The sequence below is a fragment of the Phytohabitans aurantiacus genome, from assembly GCF_027923225.1.
GTDB classification, from domain to species: Bacteria; Actinomycetota; Actinomycetes; order Mycobacteriales; family Micromonosporaceae; genus Phytohabitans; species Phytohabitans aurantiacus.
This window is the reverse complement of sequence record NZ_BSDI01000065.1, coordinates 18,563-37,781: the sequence shown is the minus strand read 5'-3', so window position 1 is coordinate 37,781 and position 19,219 is coordinate 18,563. Positions and strand designations below refer to the sequence as shown.

Annotated in this window: 15 protein-coding genes; 11 read left to right on the top strand and 4 right to left on the bottom strand. The window is 72.4% G+C overall.

Annotated elements, in window-relative coordinates:
* From QMG73_RS39370 to QMG73_RS39355, 4 genes are all read right to left on the bottom strand, one after another.
* On the bottom strand, nt 1-1,930 hold a 1,930-nt coding region (locus QMG73_RS39370; RefSeq protein ID WP_281904229.1), incomplete at its 3' end, for a condensation domain-containing protein.
* A complete protein-coding gene (locus QMG73_RS39365) occupies nt 1,927-2,121 on the bottom strand; it encodes an MbtH family protein (RefSeq protein WP_456107261.1) in 195 nt (64 codons plus the stop codon). The genes QMG73_RS39370 and QMG73_RS39365, both read right to left, overlap by 4 nt.
* A 2-nt stretch (nt 2,122-2,123) precedes the next feature.
* Nucleotides 2,124-5,405, bottom strand: a complete 3,282-nt coding sequence (locus QMG73_RS39360) for a non-ribosomal peptide synthetase (protein ID WP_281904227.1) — start codon at nt 5,403-5,405, stop codon at nt 2,124-2,126.
* Nucleotides 5,389-6,159, bottom strand: a complete 771-nt coding sequence (locus tag QMG73_RS39355; protein WP_281904225.1) for a sulfotransferase-like domain-containing protein — start codon at nt 6,157-6,159, stop codon at nt 5,389-5,391. Before QMG73_RS39355 ends, QMG73_RS39360 begins: the two co-directional genes overlap by 17 nt.
* A 171-nt stretch (nt 6,160-6,330) precedes the next feature.
* Between QMG73_RS39355 and QMG73_RS39350 the strand changes: the two genes are divergently transcribed.
* From QMG73_RS39350 to QMG73_RS39300, 11 genes are read left to right on the top strand one after another with little or no spacing between them, the layout of a single operon-like run.
* Nucleotides 6,331-7,614, top strand: coding sequence for a DegT/DnrJ/EryC1/StrS family aminotransferase (locus QMG73_RS39350; RefSeq protein WP_281904223.1), 1,284 nt, complete (start codon nt 6,331-6,333; stop codon nt 7,612-7,614).
* Entirely contained in the window at nt 7,614-8,498 is an 885-nt protein-coding gene (locus QMG73_RS39345; RefSeq protein ID WP_281904222.1) for a transketolase, read from the top strand. The genes QMG73_RS39350 and QMG73_RS39345 overlap by 1 nt, the downstream gene beginning before the upstream one ends.
* Nucleotides 8,491-9,486: a transketolase family protein gene (locus tag QMG73_RS39340; RefSeq protein WP_281904220.1), complete on the top strand. Its 996-nt coding sequence runs from the start codon at nt 8,491-8,493 to the stop codon at nt 9,484-9,486. Before QMG73_RS39345 ends, QMG73_RS39340 begins: the two co-directional genes overlap by 8 nt.
* Nucleotides 9,467-9,634: a lysine biosynthesis protein LysW gene (locus tag QMG73_RS39335; protein ID WP_281904218.1), complete on the top strand. Its 168-nt coding sequence runs from the start codon at nt 9,467-9,469 to the stop codon at nt 9,632-9,634. The genes QMG73_RS39340 and QMG73_RS39335 overlap by 20 nt, the downstream gene beginning before the upstream one ends.
* Nucleotides 9,631-10,512 carry a RimK family alpha-L-glutamate ligase gene (locus tag QMG73_RS39330; protein ID WP_281904215.1) on the top strand — a complete coding sequence of 294 codons (882 nt, stop codon included), beginning with the start codon at nt 9,631-9,633 and terminating at the stop codon, nt 10,510-10,512. The genes QMG73_RS39335 and QMG73_RS39330 overlap by 4 nt, the downstream gene beginning before the upstream one ends.
* Nucleotides 10,509-11,534, top strand: a complete 1,026-nt coding sequence (gene argC, locus QMG73_RS39325; protein ID WP_281904214.1) for an N-acetyl-gamma-glutamyl-phosphate reductase — start codon at nt 10,509-10,511, stop codon at nt 11,532-11,534. Before QMG73_RS39330 ends, argC begins: the two co-directional genes overlap by 4 nt.
* Before the next feature lie 19 nt (nt 11,535-11,553).
* Nucleotides 11,554-12,417 carry a [LysW]-aminoadipate kinase gene (locus tag QMG73_RS39320; protein ID WP_281904230.1) on the top strand — a complete coding sequence of 288 codons (864 nt, stop codon included), beginning with the start codon at nt 11,554-11,556 and terminating at the stop codon, nt 12,415-12,417.
* Nucleotides 12,417-13,511, top strand: coding sequence for a M20/M25/M40 family metallo-hydrolase (locus tag QMG73_RS39315; protein ID WP_281904213.1), 1,095 nt, complete (start codon nt 12,417-12,419; stop codon nt 13,509-13,511). Before QMG73_RS39320 ends, QMG73_RS39315 begins: the two co-directional genes overlap by 1 nt.
* Nucleotides 13,508-16,888: a non-ribosomal peptide synthetase gene (locus tag QMG73_RS39310; RefSeq protein WP_281904212.1), complete on the top strand. Its 3,381-nt coding sequence runs from the start codon at nt 13,508-13,510 to the stop codon at nt 16,886-16,888. The genes QMG73_RS39315 and QMG73_RS39310 overlap by 4 nt, the downstream gene beginning before the upstream one ends.
* 3 nt (nt 16,889-16,891) lie before the next feature.
* Entirely contained in the window at nt 16,892-18,067 is a 1,176-nt protein-coding gene (locus QMG73_RS39305) for an acyl-CoA dehydrogenase family protein (protein WP_281904209.1), read from the top strand.
* Nucleotides 18,064-19,200: an acyl-CoA dehydrogenase family protein gene (locus tag QMG73_RS39300; protein WP_281904207.1), complete on the top strand. Its 1,137-nt coding sequence runs from the start codon at nt 18,064-18,066 to the stop codon at nt 19,198-19,200. Before QMG73_RS39305 ends, QMG73_RS39300 begins: the two co-directional genes overlap by 4 nt.
* Nucleotides 19,201-19,219 lie beyond the last annotated feature (19 nt).

Sequence of the window (19,219 nt, the reverse complement as noted above, 5' to 3'; positions counted from 1 at the left end):
CCCGATCCGCGGGAGTGAGGCCGAACAACTCCCGCGCAGAGACCACGAAATCCGTCACGTTGCGATGGGTGACAAGCACACCCTTCGGACGCCCGGTCGACCCTGACGTGTAAATGAGGTAGGCCAAGTTGTCCGGACGCGTGCGCACCGGTGGCGGCCCATCGTCGGTCTCGGACGCGAGCAGGTCGCTTTCGGTGATAACCGTGACGGCACCAGCGTCCTCCACCTGATACCGCAACCGCTCCACCGGATGCGACGGATCCAACGCAAGCCACGCACCACCGGCAAACATCACCGCCAGCTGAGCCACGATCAGATCGATACCCCGCTCCAGCCGCACCCCCACCACCGACTCCGCATCCACACCCCACTCACGCCGCAACACCCACGCCAAACCACACGCACGCCGACCCAACTCTCCATACGAGATCTCGGAACCGCCGAACCGCACCGCCGGCGCCTCCGGACGCGACCGGATCTGCTCGAGAACCAGATCCGCCAGCAACACCCCATCCGCACGCGGCACCGGAGCCGGATTCCAGTCCTCGACCATCCGCAGCGCCTGCGCATCGGACAACAACCGGAACTCGCTCAACCGCCGGCCCGGATCACCGACCGCCTGCCGCAACACCAACTCCAGATGCTCCACCAACCGCAACATCCGACTCTGATCGAACAACTCCGTCGAATACTCCACCGACACCCGCAGCCCGTCGGCGGGCTCCTCCACCACGGTCACCGAGAGGTCGAAGCGGGACTGCGTGGCGGTGTACGGCACCGGCTCGGTCACCAGGCCGGAGAACCCGCCGCTCGCCTGCGTACCGTTCGCCTGGTACGAGAAACTCACCTGGAACAGCGGGTTGCGCCCGGCCTCCCGTGCCGGGTTGAGCGCGTCCACCAGCAGTCCGAACGGGATCTGGTGGGCCACCGCCTCCCGCGCGTGGCGGCTGGTGCGCGCGACGATCTCCCGGAACGTCGGGTCGCCGTCGACGCCGACGCGTAGCACCATCGGATCCGCGAAGTAGCCGACGAGGGGTTCCACCTCCGGCCGGGTGCGACCGCCGAAGACCGAGCCCACCACCAGGTCCTCCTGACCCGTGTAGCGGGCCAGTACCACGAGGAAGGCGGCCAGCAGCACCTCGAACGGCGACGCGTGCTCGGCCCGGGCCAGGTCGCGGACGGCGGTGTGCAGGCCCGGCGACAGCTCCGGCTCGATCGTGTCGCCGGCGGTGGTCCGCGCCTTGGAGTGCGGGCGGTCGGTCGGCAAGTCGAGCGCCGCAACGCCGTCGAGGCGCCGGCGCCAGTAGGCCAGCCGTTGCTCGCGGACCTGTTCGGTGAGCGCCTCCCGCTCGTGAGCCGCGACGTCGACGGGCTGGATGTCCAGCGGGGGAAGGGTCGCGCCGTCGTAGAGGGCGGCCAGTTCGCGGGTGAGGATGCCGATCGACCAGCCGTCGGCGATGATGTGGTGCACCGCCATCGTCAAGATGTGGTCCCGATCGCCGAGCCGGATCAGCCCAGCACGAAACAACCCACCCGCGGCCAGATCGAACGGACGGTCCGCCTCCGCCCACTCACCCGGATCGACGACCGGCAACGCGAAACGCTCCGGCGGCGGATCGATCACCTGAAAAGGCCGCCCATCCACCGCATCAAAACGCGTCCGCAACGCCTCGTGCCGACCGACCACAGTGGTCAGTGCCCGCTCCAACGCTTCCACGTCGAGCGGACCTCGCAACCGCCAGGCGAACGGGATCGTGTACACCGTCGAACCCGGGTTCAACTGGTGCAGAAACCACAACCCCTCCTGCTGAAACGACAGCGGCAACCGCCCATCCCGAGACACCCGCGTCAGCGCGCCGGGACCGCGCATCCGCTGCCGGCGCAGCTCCAGCAGCGCCCGCTTGGCGTCCGAGAGTTCCGCCCCGGTCACGCCCGCTCCTCGCGTACGTCGCCGTCGCGCAGGCTCAGCGGTCGCAGATCGGTCCACACCTCGGCCACGTACGTGAGGCACTCGCTCCTCCCGCCCGACTTCCCGGCCGGGCGCCAGCCGGGCGGGATGGACATGTGAGCCGGCCAGATCGAGTACTGCCCCTCGTCGTTGACAACCACGTCGTACTCCACCGTCAGCCCCCCTCGATCTGGAGCAGCCGCGCCGCCTCCGCGTCGGACATCTGCTCGATCTGCGCCAGCAGCGCCTCGTCCGCCTCGCGCTGCCGGTCGATGACGGCGGCGAGGTCGGCCACCGTTGGTGACTGGAGGAAGTCGGCGAGACCGATCTCGACCTGGAAGGCGCGTGCCGCCCGGGAGACAAGCTGGGCCGCCTGCAGGCTGTTGCCGCCGAGCGCGAAGAAGTCGTCGGTGACGCCGGCCCGATCTAGCCCCACGACCGCGGGCACGATCTCCTCCGCGAGCACCCGTTCGGTCTCGGTGGCCGGTCCTCGCCCGCCCGCCGCGGCGGGCAGCGCCGTGACGTCCGGGGCGGGCAGTGCGCGGCGGTCCACCTTCCCGCTGGACAGTCGGGGCAGCGCGTCGAGGATGACCCAGTACGCCGGCACCATGTAGCCCGGAAGCCGGGCGGCGGCGTGGGAGCGCAGCTCAGCCGGCTGGAGCGGCCCGCCAGCCGCTGTCAGGTACGCGACCAGGTGCCGCTCGCCCCGCGCGTCCGGCCGGACGTCGACGGCGACATGCTCGACACCGGGATGCCCGCTGAGCACGGACTCGATCTCGCCCAGCTCGATACGCAGCCCGCGGATCTTGACCTGCTGGTCGATCCGGCCGAGGAAGACCAGGGCCCCGTCGCGGCGGCGGCGGACCAGGTCTCCGGTCCGATAGAGCCGGCCGCCCGGCGAGGTGCCGAACGGGTCGTCGTAGAACACCCGCCTGGTCAGGTCATCCTGGTTCAGGTACCCCCGGGCCAGGCCCACGCCGCCGATGACGAGCTCACCCGCGACCCCGTAGGGCACCGGCTCGCCACGGCCGTCCAGCACGTGCGCGACATGGTTGGCGATGGCGTACCCGATCGGCGCCGCACCCCGCTGCTGCCCGGCGCACTCCTGCACGGTCATCGTGATCGTGCACTCCGTCGGCCCGTACCCGTTGAAGAAGCGGCGTCCCTTGTTCCACTGGTTCACCAGATCGCCGGGGAATGCCTCGAACCCGGTGAACGCGATCCGGAGCGCGGGCAGCAGCCCCGGATCCAGCAGCGCCATCACCGACGGGGGCATGTCGGAGAAGGTGATCGCGGAGCCGGTCAGCAGCCGCTGCAGCCGGTCGATGTCCAGCCGCTCCTCGTCGGTGGCCAGATAGAGGCGCCCGCCGTAGAGCAGCGCCGCGAAGATCTCCAGGACCGATACGTCGAACGTGGCCGCCGCGTAACCGAGCACCCGGTCCGTCTCGCACAGGTCGAACTGGTCCCGCATCGCGTCCATGAAGTTGACGACCGAGCGGTGCTCGACGGGAACGCCCTTCGGTACCCCGGTGCTCCCCGAGGTGTAGAGGATGTACGCCAGGTCGTGCGGTCCGGCGCTCTGTGGTGGCGGTTGGGGTGAGGCCGAAGCCAGCCGGTCCCGCTCGGCGTCCAGCCGCAGCACCGGGAACCCGTCTGGCAACGCGGCCGCGGTCGAGCCGGTGCACACCACCGTCGCCGGGTCGCAGTCACGCAGGATCGCGGCCAGCCGGGCCGCCGGGTGAGCCGGGTCGAGCGGCACGTACGCGGCGCCCGCCTTCAGTACCGCCAGCATCGCCACGATCAGTTCGGTCTGGCGGGGCAGGCACAGCGCCACCGGCCGGTCCGGACCGGCTCCGGCCTCGACGAGCAGGTGGGCCAGGCGGTTGGCGCGCTCGTCCAGCTCGGCGTAGCTCGTCCGCGCGTCCCCAGCCACCAGCGCGACCGCGTGCGGCCGGGTGATCGCCTGCCGGGCGACGAGCTCGGCGAGCGTCACCTCCCGTACCGGCCGCACCGGGCCGGCCCACCGCGTGAGCAGCTCGTCACGCTCCTCTGAGGACAGCAGCGGTACCTCGGAGATCCGCCCGCCGGGAGCGGCGACGATGCCGTGCAGCGCGGCCGCGTAGTGGGTGATCAGCTGGTCCACGGTCTCCTGGTCGTACAGGTCGCTGTTGTACTCGACGCTGATGTGCACGCCGTCCGGGCGCGAGGTGACCCACCAGCTCATGTCGAAGCGGGAGGTGCCGGCGTCCACGTACTCCCGGTCGACGGTGAGCCCGGGCAGCGCGGGCGGCGGGCTCCACTCCTCGGCCGTGAACCCCACCTGAAACAGCGGGGAGCGCGCCGGATCGCGGGGCGGGCGCAGGGCGTCGACGAGCCGCTCGAACGGCAGCTCGCCGTGCGCGAAAGCGCCCCGCACCACATCCCGGACCCGGCCCAGCAGCTCCCAGGCGGTGGGGTCGCCGGACAGGTCGGTGCGCAGCACGAGCATGGTGGCGAAGAAGCCGATCAGGGGCTCCGTCTCGAACCGGCCGCGGTTGGCGGAGGGTGAGCCGACGACCGTGTCGGTCAGGCCGGTGTATCGGTGCAGCAGCACCAGGAAGGCGGCCAGGTACACCACGAACGAGGTGGTGCGTTCGGTACGGGCCAGTGCCTGCACGGCGTCGGCGACCTCGGCGGGCAGCAGGCGCTCGCGCCGGTTGCCGCGGTACGTCATCCGGGCCGGCCGTGGCCGGTCGGGCGGGAACTCCACGGTCGGCAGTCCCGCGAGCTGTTCGCGCCAGTACGCGGTCAGCTCGTCGTGGGTCGGCCCGTTGAGCCACTCGTGTTGCCATTGGCTGTAGTCGGCGTACTGCAGAGCCAGGGGCGCGAGCCGGGCCTTCGGGTCACCGAGCTCGGCGCGGTAGCAGGCGCTCAGGTCGCGTGCGAACACCTCGAACGACCAGCCGTCGACCAAGATGTGATGGGCGACGAAGACGAGGACGTGCTCGGTGGGGTCGAGCCGGAGCAGCCGGGCCCGCCACAGTGGACCGTGGCTCAGGTCGAAGGGTGCGCGCGTGTCCGCCACGGCGAGCCGCCGGGCGTGCTCGCGGCGGCTCGCGGCGTCGCCGCCGGCCACCTCCGTCACCGCCAAAGCGACGTCCACTGTGGACAGGATTCGCTGCACCGGACCGTCCGGCGTGTCGTCGAACGCGGTGCGAAGGCTCTCGTGCCGGTCGACCACGGTGGCCAACGCCCGCCGCAGAGCCGCCTCGTCCAGTTCGCCGGCCAGGGTGAACATGGCACCGGTGTGGTAGCTCGCGTCGCCGGGCGTGAGCCGGTCCAGAAACCACAGCGTCCGCTGCTCGTACGAGGCCGGCACGGGTCCGGACCGCGCCCGCCTCTCCAGGCTCGGCTCGCTCTGGACCCCGCCGAGCCGCGCCAGGAGGTCGGCGACCGGACGGCTACGCGCGCCGGTCATCGAGGCTCCCCCACCGGCCGTCCGAGACCGGCTCGTCGAGGCGGATCCGGTGCTGCCAAAGGTTTTCGTAGTACGGCAGGTGGTATTCCAGGTACTCGGCCAGCATCGGCGACTCGTCGATCGCCGTGTCGTTGCGGGAAAGGGTCTGCACGAAGCCGGTCGTCTCGCTCGTGCCCTGGTGCCAGCGCTCGCTGCGCAGCCAGGCCGGTGTCATGCCGGAGGACCAGTTCAGGGCCGCGGGCACGAAGGGGATACCCACCGCCGCGCAGTACCGCTCGACCGTCTCGGCGGGTCGCGCCACCAGGTCGGCGGAGTCCACCACCACCGGTGTGCTGCCGGTCGCGGCGCGGACCGCGGCGAAGATCTCGTACAGCCAGGCGAAGCCGATCTCGTCGCGCCCCAGCTCCGGATGCAGCGCGAAGTGTGACGCGATCGCCTCGCGCGGATGCCGGACGAGGAACGTGTGGGTCGCACCGCGCAGGAACGCCTCGTCTTCGAGCAGGTGCGGGTAGTGGAAGTCGGTCGTGTCCTTGAAGAACACCCGGCCGCGGGTCTGCCGCAGGGCGGCCAGCAGCTTCGGCTCCGAGGTGATCACCTCTTCGTCCACTGTGGTCGATCCGTAGTTGGCCAGGTGCGAGAACGGCTCGTGCAGCACGGTGAGGTCGCCCCGGGCGCGCATCATGCGCTCGAACGCGGTCGAACGGCTGCGCGGCGCGCTCCACAGGGCCAGGATCATCGGTCGGTCGGTCGGCATCCGCCACCCCCTTCGGAGGGCCACATCGTATGGCGGCGTTTCGGCCGCGGTCAGCCGTTGACGGGCAACTTCATCTGCTTGCTTACCCCGGCGTCAGCATCAGGCGGACGAGGCTGGCGGCGAGATCTGGAACCGTTTCTGGCAAGCGCGACATCAACGAAGGAGAACTCGATGAGCCGGCTGGCGGTGTTCGGCGGGACACCCGCGGTGCCACGCGAGATGCGCCACGTACGGTGGCCGGTCGTCACGGACGCGGATCGCGCGGCGGTACTGCGGGTGCTCGACTCCGACATCATGGTCTCCAACGCGCCCGGCGAGACGGCCGTGCTGGAGCTGGAGCGCAGATGGGCCCAGCGGGTCGAGGTCGCGCACTGCGTGGGCGTCTCGAACGGTACCGACGCATTGTCGCTCGCCCTGGCCGCGTTGGGCGTCGGGCCGGGCGACGAGGTGATCGTGCCCGCGCTGAGCTTCATCGCCACCGCGCTGGGGCCGCTGCACCAGATGGCCGTGCCGGTCTTCGCCGACATCGACCCGGTCACCTTCAACCTGGACCCGGCCGACGTCGAGCGGCGGATCACTCCGCGGACGGCCGCGATCGTCGTGGTGCACCTGCATGGGCTCCCGGCGGACATGGACGCCCTGGGCGCGCTCGCCGACCGGCACGGACTGGCCATAGTGGAGGATGCCGCCCAGGCGCACGGCGCGACGCTGCGCGGCCGCCCGGTCGGGGGCCTGGGCAAGGTGGGCGCGTTCAGCATCCAGGTGACCAAGAACCTGCCCACCTGTGGTGAGGGCGGTCTCGTCACCACCGACGACGCGGAGATCGCCGGACGGATCCGGCAGTCCCGGCAGTTCGGCGAGGTCATCGCGCCGGGGCGCCCGCGTGACTACCTGAGCGAACGGTTCGGCTGGAACGCGAAGCTCAACCCGATCCAGGCCGCGTTCACCACGTCTCAGCTCGACCGGTTCGACGAGTACGAGAAGCTGCGCCAAGCCAACATCGTGCCGTTTCTGGACCGGCTCGCCGCGCTGCCGGGCTTCCACGTGCCCTTCGCGCCCGCGGACCGTACGCACGCCTGGCACGTCCTGCGGTTCCGCATCGACCTGCCGGCCGCCGGTATGGACGGAGGCCGGCCGGGTGCGGTCCGGGACGCCCTGTGCCGGTTGCTGCGTGCCGAGGGCGTACCGGCGGGCCAGTACCAGCGCATCCCGCTGCCCCAGCAGCGGGTGTTCCTGGACCGGGAGGGCTTCGGCCGCGGCTATCCCTGGGCGATCGCCGGCACGCCCGTGCAGGACGTCGACTTCCCGGTCGCGGAGCAGGTGATCGCGGACTCGCTCGTGCTGCAGAAGCGGCACCTGCATCCGGACTCCGGCCCGCTGTTGCAGCGGTACGCCGACGCGTTCGAGAAGGTCTGGGAGCACCGGGACCTGGTGCGTTCGATGGCGGCGTCCTGATGGACGTCGTCACGCACCGCCCGCTGGCTGGCCAGCGCCAAACGGCGGCCCTGGCCAGCCGGGCGGACCGCATCCGCGAGCACATCGTGGCCATGTGCGCCGGCGTCGAGGGCGGGCACATGGGCGGCTCCCTCTCTGTCGTCGAGGTGCTCACCGCCCTGTACTTCGCGGTGATGCGGGTGGACCCGCGGCGGCCGGACGACCCGGCCCGCGACATCTTCTTGCTCAGCAAGGGTCACGCCGCGATCGGGCTGTACGCGACGCTCGCCGAGGCCGGTTACTTCGACGCCGCCGAACTGGCCGGCTTCGGCACCGTCGGCAGCCGGCTGATGGCCCATCCGGTCCGGACCGTTCCGGGTGTGGAGATGCCCACCGGCTCGCTCGGCCACGGACTGGCCCTCGGCGCCGGTTTCGCCCTTGGGGCGCGGCTGCGGGGGCGGGACCGCCGCGCCTTCGTGGTGCTCGGTGACGGTGAACTGCAGGAGGGGTCGGTCTGGGAGGGCGCGATGGGCGCCGCCGCCCTCGGCCTGGACAACCTGGTGGCCGTGGTCGACCGCAACGGCCTGCAGATCACCGGTGACACCGAGCGGATCTGCGCGCTGGAGCCGCTGGCCGATCGGTGGCGCTCCTTCGGCTGGTCGGTACGCGAATGCCCCGGCCACGATCTCGACGCGCTCGTCGAGGCGCTGGGGAGCGCGCCGTGGCAGCCGGGCCGGCCCAGTGTCGTGATCGCCCGCACCACCAAGGGCGCCGGCGTGCCGTTCGCGGAGGGCAAGGCGCAGGGGCACTACATGAAGGTCTCCCCGCGCCAGCAGGCGCAGGCTCGGGTGGCGATCGCGCGGGCCGCGTCCGTACGTGCGGCTCTGGAGGCCGTCGATGCCTGAACCCGCGCCCGCCAACCGGCCGACCCGCAACGCGTACCGGGATCGGCTGGTCGCCCTGCTCCCCCAGCACCCGGGCCTGGTCTGCCTGGACACCGACACCGGCCTGTTCACCGGCGTCGACTTCGGGCCGGCAGCGGACCGGTACATCAACCTGGGCATCGCCGAGAGCAACCTGATGGGCATGGCGGCCGGGCTGGCGGCGAGCGGTTTCCAGCCGTTCGTCAACACGATGGCGACCTTCGCCGCGACCAGGGCGGTCGAGGCCGTCAAGATCGATATCGCGTACAACGCACTGCCGGTGCGCATCATGGCGACCCACGGCGGCCTCTCCGCCGGCCACTTCGGACCGACCCACCACAGCCTGGAAGACCTCGCCGTGATGCGGGCGCTGCCGAACATGACGGTCGTCGTACCGGCCGACGCCGCGGCGACCGAGGTGGCCGTCGAGGAGTCCCTGGACCTGCCGAGCCCGCTGTACCTGCGGCTGGGGCGCAAGGCCACCCCGCCGCTGCCGCCGGCCGCGGAGCCGCCCCGCATCGGCGTCGCCCAGGTGCTGCGCTCCGGCCGGGATGTGCTGCTCGTGTGCTGCGGGCCGCACCCCGTGCTCGCCGCGCTCGCCGCCGCGGATCGGCTCGCCGGCGCGGGTGTGGCGGCGGCGGTACTCAACATGCACACCCTCAAGCCGCTGGATGCCGAGCGGCTGTGCGCTTACGCCGCCGGCGTGCCGCTGGTCGTCACGGTCGAGGAGCACTGGCGCTCGGGAGGGCTCGGCGGCGCGGTGGCCGAGACGCTGGCCGAGCAGGGCCCGGCCCGGGTTCTGCGGATCGGCGTGGCGGACGTCTTCGCCACGGTGGTCGGCGGCCACGACGCCCTCGTCACGCACTACGGCATCACCGCGGACGCGATCTTCACGCGGGTCCTGGACGGGCTGGACCCGCACACACCGGCTACGAGGAGGGACGAAACGAATGTCGACCGCATGCCCTGAGTGCGAGAGCCCGGTGCAGCCACCCGGCGACGCCCGCGTGAGCGAGCTGATCGAATGCCCGGGCTGCCGCAGCGAGTTGGAGGTCATCGCCTTGACGCCCATCGCGCTGGCGCTCGCTCCCGATCCGGAGGAGGACTGGGGCGAGTGACCGGATCGATCGCCGGGCCGGCGGGTGTCGCCCTGCTGGCCTCCCGGATCCGGGCCGACGACAAGCGCATCCTGGCGGCGCTGGAGCGGCGCCGGATACCGGTGGAGCACGTCGACACGCGCCGGTTGACGTTTTCGGCGCAGGCGGTGGGCGCGCCGTGGCGGCTGGTACTCAACCGGGAGATCTCCGCCACCCGCGCCCGGTACGCCGCCCACTGCCTGGAGCACGCCGGCGTACTGGTGGTCAACTCGGCCGCCGCCACCGACGTCTGCGCCGACAAGTGGCTCACCACGCTCGCCCTGCGGCGCGAAGGCGTACCCACGCCGCGCACGTCGCTGGCGTTGACTCCGGAGGCCGCGCTGCGGGAGCTGGACAGCTTCGGCTATCCGGCGGTCCTCAAGCCACTCACCTCGTCCTGGGGACGGCGGGTCAGCCTGCTGCGAGAGCCGGACGCGGCCCGCGCGGTGCTCGAGCACTGCGCGGCGCTGCCGTCGCCGCAGGCCCAGCTCATCTACCTCCAGGAGTACGTCGAGAAGCCCGGCCGCGACATCCGGGTGGTGGTCATCGGTGGCCGGCCGGTCGCCGCCTCCTACCGGGTGGCCGTCGACGACTGGCGGTGCAACGTGGCGCTCGGCGCGCTGAGCCTGCCCTGCCCGGTCACGCCGGAGCTGGCGAAGGTCGCCATGGCCGCGGCCGGTGCGGTGCGAAGCGACATCGCGGGCGTCGACGTCATCGAGGACGGCGACGGCGAGTTGCTCGTACTGGAGGTCAACCACAACGTGGAGTTCTCCGGCATGCAACAGGCGCACGGCGACCGGATCGACCTCGCCGAGGAGCTGGCCGACCACCTGCTCACCCGATACGGGGAACAGCCATGATCACGGCCGGTGTGGTGGGCGGGTCCGGATACCTGGGTGGCGAACTGCTCCGGCTGCTGCTCGGTCACCCGGAGGTACGGGTGGCCGCGGTGGTCTCGACCCGGCTTCCGGGACGGCGGGTGGACAGTACGCATCCGAACCTGCGCGGGGTCACCGACCTGACGTTCTGCCGCGAGGAGGCGCTGCCGGAGCTGGACGTGCTCCTGCTGGCGGCGCCGCACCGCGAGACGATGCGGATCCTGCCTCGCCTGGCCGAGCGGGCGAAGGTGGTCATCGACCTCTCCGGTGACTTCCGGCTCGCCGACCCCGCCGTGTACGAGCGCTACTACGGGGTGCCGCACGAGCTTCCCGACCTGCTCGGCGGCTTCGTACCCGGGTATCCGGAGCTGTTCCGCGACGCGCTGCGTGCCGCGGACCGCATCTCGGTGCCGGGCTGCATGGCGTCGGCGGCGGTGCTGGCTCTGACGCCGCTGACCGAGGCGGGCCTGGTCGAGCCGGACGTCGAGGTGGACGCGCGGACCGGCTCCAGCGGCTCCGGGGCCACCGCCGGGCCGCAGAACCTGCACGCGGAGCGCAGCGGGGCGATGCGGATCTTCGCCACCGGCGGGCACCGGCACGAGCCGGAGATCGCGGCCCTGTGCGGGGTCCGGCCCCGGTTGACCGCCACGGGCGTCGAGGCGGTCCGCGGGGTACAGGTCATCTGCCGCACCGCGCTGACCCGCGACGTCACCGAGGCGGAGGTGCGCGCCCTGTACCAGAACCGGTACGACCGCGAGCCGTTCGTCCGGGTCGTCGCCCACCGGCGCGGGCTCTACCGGCTGCCGGAGCCGAAGATCCTGCTCGGTTCGAACTTCTGCGACGTGGGCTTCGCGCTCGACCGGGACGGTGGCCGGCTGCTGGCGGTCGCGGCCCTGGACAACCTCGTCAAGGGCGGCGCCGGCGCCGCCGTGCAGTCGATGAACGTCCGGATGGGCCTGCCGGAGCGATCTGGGCTCGGGTTTCCCGGCCTGCACCCGCTCTAGGCCGACGCCCGTGAGGCCAATGTTCCGTGAGGCCAATGTGAAGGAGATGGTGTCGGTGCTGGTCATCAAGTGCGGCGGCAACGCGGCCGTGGACTTCGAGGCCGTGTGCCGCGACGTCGCGCGGCTCGCCGGTGCCGGCCGTCCGGTGGTACTGGTGCACGGCGGATCCGCGCACATCGACCGGCTGGCCGACCGGCTCGGTGTCCAGCAGCGGACCCAGACAGCCGCGGACGGCGTGCCCGCCCGGCACACCGACGAGGCCACCCTCGAAGTTGTCACGCTCGCCCTGGCCGGGCAGGTCAAGCCGCGGCTGGTGGCCTCGCTGGCCCGGCACGGAGCGCGGGCCGTCGGGCTGACCGGGCTCGACGGCGGGCTGCTGCGGGCCCGGCGTAAGCGACCGCAACGCGCCGTACTGGACGGCAAGCTCATGGTGGTCCGCGACAGCCACGCCGGCACGGTGTACGAAGTGGACGCCGGCCTGCTCAAACTGTTGCTGGGAAAGGGCATCGTCCCGGTGGTTTCGCCACCGGCGCTGGCCGACGACGGCCTGCCGGTCAACGTCAACGCCGACCGGGTCGCGGCCGCCGTGGCCGGTGCCGTCGGCGCCGGCGAGTTGGTGCTGCTGACCGGGGCGGCGGGCGTACACCGCGATCCGGCCGACGAGGGCACGGTGCAGCGGGTCTCGACGGTTCCCCGCACGGGCCCGCCGGATCCGCACGCGCGCGGCGGCATGGCGCTCAAGCTCGTCGCCGCCCGGGAGGCGCTGCTGCAGGGCGTGAGCCGGGTACGGGTGGCCGACGGCCGGTCCGCGACACCGGTGCTCGCCGCCCTGGCCGGTGCCGGTACCGAAGTGGTCCTGCGCGACGCGACGGCGGCGGTCTGATGACCGTGCAGCCCGAGGTCGCCCTGCTGTACCAGATGGTGCGGATCGACTCCCCGTCCCGCGCGGAGCACGAACTGGCCCGGTTCCTCGCCGTCCAGTGCCGCGACCTGGGCCTGCGCGCGGTCGTCGACGAGGTGGGCAACCTGGTGGCGGAGACCGGCACCGGCCGGGGACCGACGATCCTGCTACTGGGACACCTGGACACCATCGACGACCCGATCCCCGCACACCTGTACCCGGACCGCGTGGCCGGTCGTGGCGCGGTCGACGCCAAGGGGCCGCTGGCGGCGATGCTGTCGGCGGCCGCCAAGCGGCTCGACTTCCCGGGCCGGCTGATCGTGGCCGGCGCCGTCGAGGAGGAGGTTCCGGGCTCGCGCGGCGCCACCCACCTGCGGTCCACTCTGGACCGTCCGGACGCGGCCGTGATCGGCGAGCCGAGTGGCTGGTCGACCGTGGTGCTCGGATACAAGGGCATCCTGGACCTGCGGTATCGGGTACGCCGACCGGCCACCCATCCCACCAACCCGATGGAGAAGGCGACCGAGGCCGCCGCCGCGTTCTGGGCCGACGCGGTCGCCATGCTCGGCCCCGACGCCAGCCACGCCGCCTTCGACCGGCCGGCCGTCACGCTCGGGCGGATGGCGGGCGACCTGACCGAGGCGCGGCTCGACTTCAGTTACCGCCTACCGCCCGGCTTCGACGTGGAGGCGTTGCTGCGCCAGCTGCGCGACCGCGCCCGCGGCGGTGATCTCGACGTGCTCGGGATGGTTCCGGCGGTCCGCACCAGCCGGGGCGACCCGGTGGTCCGCGCGCTGAACACCGGGATCCGCCGGGCCGGCGGAACCCCGCGACACAAGCTGAAGACGGCCACCTCGGACATGAACACCCTGGCCGAGGTGTGGGACGTGCCCATGGCCACCTACGGGCCGGGCGACAGCCGGCTGGACCACAGCGCCGGCGAACACATCCTCATCGACGACTACCTGCGGGGCATCGCCGTGCTCGGCACCGCGCTCGACGAGCTGGCGCTGATCGTGGCGCCGGTCTCCCGGGGCGGTGCCGGCCTCATCCCTCTCCTCGGAGGTCACTCATGAACGACCTGACCAAGCGCCTGGCGAGGCTTCCCGCGGACCGCCGGGCGCAGCTGCTCGCGCTGCTGCAGGACGGCGAGACGGTCGAGCCGCGCTCCGCCGTCCCGGTGCCCCGGCAACGAGGCGCGACGATCCCGCTGGCGTACCAGCAGGAGGCGCTGTGGCTGGTGAGCCGGCTCGCGCCCGAGCAGCCGATGTACAACCAGCCGCTCTGCTTCCGGATCATCGGCCCGCTGGACATACCGGCGCTGCGCCGCTCGCTCGCTGCGGTGGTCGAACGCCACGAGATGCTGCGGACATCCGTGACGGAGGGACCGGACGGTCCAATGCAGACGGTGCACGCGCGGGTGCCCGTCGAGGTACCGGTGATGGCCCTGCTCGGCGGCGACGACGCGCAGCGGCGGGCGGTGGCGGACGCGTGGCTGCTGGAGCTGAGCCGCGACCCGTTCGCGCTGGATCGGGCACCCCTGTGGCGCGCGGGCGTGGCCCAGATCGAGCCGGACGAGCACCTGTTCGTCTTCGTCGTGCACCACGTCGTCTACGACGGCTGGTCGCTGAACGTGCTCCTCACCGAGCTCGCCGAGCGGTACCGCGCCGAGGTGGCCGGCGAGCATAGCGGCACCACGCCGGCCGGCGAGCAACCCGACGCCGACCCGGCCGGCCGGCTGGACTTCGGGGACTACGTGCTGTGGCAGCGTGACTGGCTGGCCGGGGAGACGCTGTCGTCGCTGGCCTTGTACTGGCGGGACCGGCTCGCCGGCGCACCGGTGCTGGAGTTTCCCACCGACCGGTCCCGCCCGCCGGAGCTGTCGTACCGCGGGGCCTGGCTGCACCGGACGATCCACCCGGACGCCGGCCAGTCGCCGAAGGCGCTCGCCCGCTCGCTCGGCACCACGGCCAACGTCGTCGGCACGGCGGTCTTCCTGGCGCTGTTGCACCGCTGCACGGGCAGCGAGGACCTGGTCATCGGGGCGCCGAACGCGGGCCGCGAGCACACCGAGCTGGAGTCGGTATTCGGCTGCTTCGTCAGCATGCTCCCGCTGCGCACCGACCTCTCCGGAGATCCGACCTTCCGCGAGCTGGTCGGGCGGGTACGCACGGTCGTCGAGGAGGGTTTCGCGCACGGCGCGCTGCCGTTCGGCAAGCTCCTCGACGCGGTCCGGCCGGCCCGGGACCCGTCCCGCGCGCCGCTGTTCCAGATCGCGTTCTCCGTCTACGGCATCCCGGCGGAGCTGGCGCTGCCCGGACTTGTCACCGAACGGGTGCCGGTCGACTACGGCACGACCCGCTACGACATGTCCTGGGACCTGATCGAGGTAGCGCGCGATCTGGGAGGTACGGGCGTCGAGATCGCGGTGAACTACAGCACCGACCTGTTCGACGCCGCGACGATCGAGACGCTGGCCGATCTCTACGAGAACGTCCTGCGCGCGGTCGCCGCCGATCCCGAGCTGCCGCTGTCCCGGATCCCCCTGCTCGACGAGCGGCAGAGCGCCGCGCTGCAGGTGTGGAACGGACCGCCGCGCGCGATCCCGGACACGACCGTGCCGGAGCTGTTCGCCGCGCAGGTGGCCCGGCGGCCGGACGAGATCGCCGTGGTCGCGAGCGGTGCGGAGGTCACCTACGCCGAGCTCGACCGCCGGGCGAACCAGCTCGCCCACCTGCTGCGCGCGGCCGGTGCCGAACCGGGCCGGCTGGTCGCCTTCTGCCTGCCACGCGGTACCGACCTGATCGTGACGATGCTGGCGGTGCTCAAGGCGGGCGCGGCCTACGTACCGCTGGACCCCACCCATCCGCCGGCCCGGCTCGCCACCCTGCTGCAGGACTGCCAGCCGGTCGCTCTCGTGGCCACCGGCGCCACCGCGGGGAACCTGCCCCCACTCACCGTCCCGGTGATCCGGTTCGACACCGACCGGGAACGGCTGGCCGCCGCCGCCATCGAGTGCCCGCAACCCACCGCCGGCCCGCGCGACCTGGCGTACGTGCTCTACACGTCGGGCAGTACCGGGACGCCGAAGGGGGTACTCATCGAGCACCGGTCGGTGGTCAACTTCATCGGCGCGATGCAGGACCTCTTCGAGCTGACCGAGGCCGACCGGATGCTCGGCTTCGCCGCGAGCACCTTCGACGTGTCGGTCTTCGAGACGTTCTCGGCGCTGCTGACCGGGGCCCGGCTGTACCTGGCCACCGACGAGGAGCGGCTCGACATCGACCTGCTGCAGGGCCTGCTGGAACGCTCCGCGGCCACCGTCGTCGACCTGCCGCCACCGATGATGGCGCTGCTCGTACCGGAGCGGCTGCCCGCGCTGCGGATCGTCTTCGTCGGCGCCGAGGCGTTCCCCGGCGAACTGGTCAACCGCTGGAACCCCGGCCGCCGCTTCTTCAACGGGTACGGCCCGACCGAGTGCACGGTCACGATGATCATCCAGGAGTGTCCCGGCCACTGGCAGGGCTCCCCGCCGATCGGGCTGCCGACCGCGAACCACGTCGCGCACGTCCTGGACCCGGCGGGCCGGCCGGTGCCGATCGGCATCCCCGGTGAGCTGGTCATCGGCGGGGCGGGCCTGGCCCGCGGCTATCTCAACCGCCCGGAACTGACGCAGGAGCGCTTCTACCCGGACCCGTTCGGCACCGCGCCCGGCGGCCGCCTCTACCGCACCGGAGACCTGGTCAAGCGGCAGCGCGACGGGGCGCTGGTGTTCCTGGGCCGGATCGACCACCAGGTCAAGATTCGAGGGATCCGGGTCGAGCTCGGCGAGATCGAATCCGTGCTGAGCCGGCACCCCGGCATCGACCAGGTCGCCGTCGACGTGCACACCGACAAGACCGGCAACAAGCAGCTGGTCTGCTATCTGGCCGGACGGTCCGGGCCGATCGAGCCGGCGTCACTGCGCGACTGGCTGGCCGGGCATCTCCCGGCGTACATGCTGCCCAGCTACTGGGTCACGGTCGACTCCCTACCCCTGAACAGCAGCGGCAAGGTCGACCGCAAGCGGCTGCCGGCGCCCGAGGACGACGGTGAGGTCGCGACCCAGGTCGAGTTCGCGGACGAGACCGAACGGGAGCTGGCGACGGAGATCGTCGGGCCGGTGCTGGGCCTGCGCGCCGACCAGATCGCGCCGGACGGCGACTTCTTCCAGCTGGGCGGGGACAGCCTGGCCGCGGCCCGGGTGGTGTCCAGGATTCGTGGCCACTTCTCGGTGACGATGAGCCTCGCCGACTTCTTCCGCGGGCCCACCGTGCGGGCGCTGGCCGGGCTGGTGGCGAGCCGCCGCTCGGCCGCCGTGAGCGACGCCGGCCTGCTGGCGCTACTCGACTCGCTGACCGACGACGAGGCGGCGGTACTGCTGGCTGAGCCGGCCGACGAAGCTGGACGGTGAGCCATGGAGTTCGGGTTCAGCAAGGAGCAGGAGCTGTTCCGGCAACGGGTACGGAACCTGCTCGCCGAAGGGCCGGTGCGAGACGGGATCGCGGCGCTGCGGGCGGACCCCGATCCCGAGCCGGACGCCCGGCCGCTGTATCGGGAGCTAGGACGCCGGGGCCTGCTCGCCGTCAACTGGCCCGAGCGCTACGGCGGCGGCGGCCGCGGCCTCCTGGACGCCGCGATCACCGTCGAGGAGATGGTCCGGGCCGGAGTGCCGGACACCCTGCACGTCAACACGATCCAGATCGTCGGGCTCTTCCTGCTGATGGCCGGCACCCCGCAGCAGCAGGCGCGGTACCTGCCCCGGATGGCGAGCGGTGAACGGTTCGCCACGGTCCTCTACACCGAACCCGACGCCGGCTCCGATCTTGGTTCGTTGGCCACCACCGCCGTACCGGACGGGGATGGCGGGTGGCGGCTGTCCGGCCTGAAGATCTTCAGCCTGAAGGGCCACCTGACCGACATCGGCCTGTGCGCCGCCCGCACCGGGCCGCCCGAGAGCCGGTACCAGGGAATCACGCTGTTCCTGGTCGACCTGCACGCTCCCGGCGTGCGCCGGTCAGTCGTCGCGAGCATCGCCGACGAACAGTTCAGCCGGGTGGAGCTGGATGACGTCCGGGTACCCGACAGCGACCGGCTCGGCGAGGTCGACAACGGCTGGCCCCTGGTGACCCAGGCGCTGACGGTCGAGCGGACCGGGCTGGACTACTACCTCAAGGCGGAGCGCTGGCTGGCCGCGGCCTGCGACGTACTCGACGCGACCACCGGTCCGGAGGGCGTCGACGGTGCGGTGCTGGAGGAGATCGGGCGGTACGGCGCCGCGGTGAACGCCGGCCGGCTGCTGGCGTGGCGGGTACTGGCGGGACTGGCGGACGGTGAGGTCGACGAGCTGGCCGCGGCGACCGCCAAGCTCTACACCAGCGAGCTGGCCCAGCGGATCGCCGGCTGGTCGACGGCTCGGCTCGCCGGATCGGCCGGCGACCCGCGACTCCCGGCCGAGGCCGCCGACCTGGTCGAGGCGGCGTACCGGGAAGCGCCCGGCCTGACCATCTCGGCCGGCAGTTCGGAGATGATGCTGCAGATCGTCGCCAGCCTCGCGCTGGACCGCTTGGAGAGGGAGGCGCGGGCATCGTGAACCTTCACCCGGACCCGGTGGGAGAACGGCTCCGCAGCGTCGTGCGGGTACGGCTCCGGGAGGCGGTGGCGTGCCGGTCGGGGGCCGGGCCGCGCGCGTCCGAACAGGTCGACGAGTCGACGCGCGTGGCGTGGTCGCTGCTGTGCGAGCTCGGCGTACCGGCGATGGACGCGCCGGCCGAGGCTGGCGGGCTGGGGCTCGGGCTGGCCGCGAGCGGGGCCATCGCGGAGGAGCTTGGCCGGGCCGGGCTCGCCGTGCCGTACCTCGCCGGGGCGTTCGCCGCGGACGCCGCCGGAGTCGACGGCGCCAACGCCGACCAGTCGCTGCTGCGCGACCTCGTCGACGGCCGGATAGCCGTCGCCCTCGCCGGCTTCGAGACGCCCGAACCATCGGTAGACGCCACAGCAAATACCACAGTGGACAATGACGGCGACCTGCGCCTGACCGGTTGGCTGCCGATGGACCGGGCCGTCGACGAGGTGGCCGAGGCGGTACTGCTGCCGGTGCGCCTGCCCGACGACCACAGTGGACTGGTGCTGCTCGACCTGTCCACACTGGACCTGCGACCCGGGCCGGACCCGTCCGGCGCCGCCGCCGTCGGCGTGCTGGACCAGACCCCGTGCCCCGCCGGACGCCTGCTGAACAGAGCGCCGCGCACGCCCGGCTGCCCGAGCGGTGCCGTCGGCCGGGCGCGGATCCGGCAGGCCGCGTACCTGCTCGGCCTGGCTCGTGGCGCGCTGGAGACCGGCGTACGCTACGCCACCGAGCGCCGCCAGTTCGACCGGCCGCTGCGCGAATTCCAGAGCGTGGCCTTCCGGCTCGCGTCGGCTCATGCCGAGGTCGAAGCCCTGCGGCTGGCGGTGGCGCACGCGGTGTGGCTAGCCGACACCGACGATTCCTTCGGGCACCCGGCCGCCGAGGCGCTGGCGCAGGCCGCCGAGACGGCGTCCGCGATCACCCGGATGGTCGTGCAGGTGTGCGGAGCCCGCGGCATGACCTCGCACCTGCCGGTGCAGCGCTACTACGTCCTGTGCCGGCGGGAGGCGAGCCGGCTGGGCCGCCCCGGCCAGTTGTGGCGGGAAGCGGGCCGGGAGCGGCTGGCGGCGGCAGGGGTCGCGCCCGCGCCGGTGTGAGGCCGGTTCAAGTAGAGTC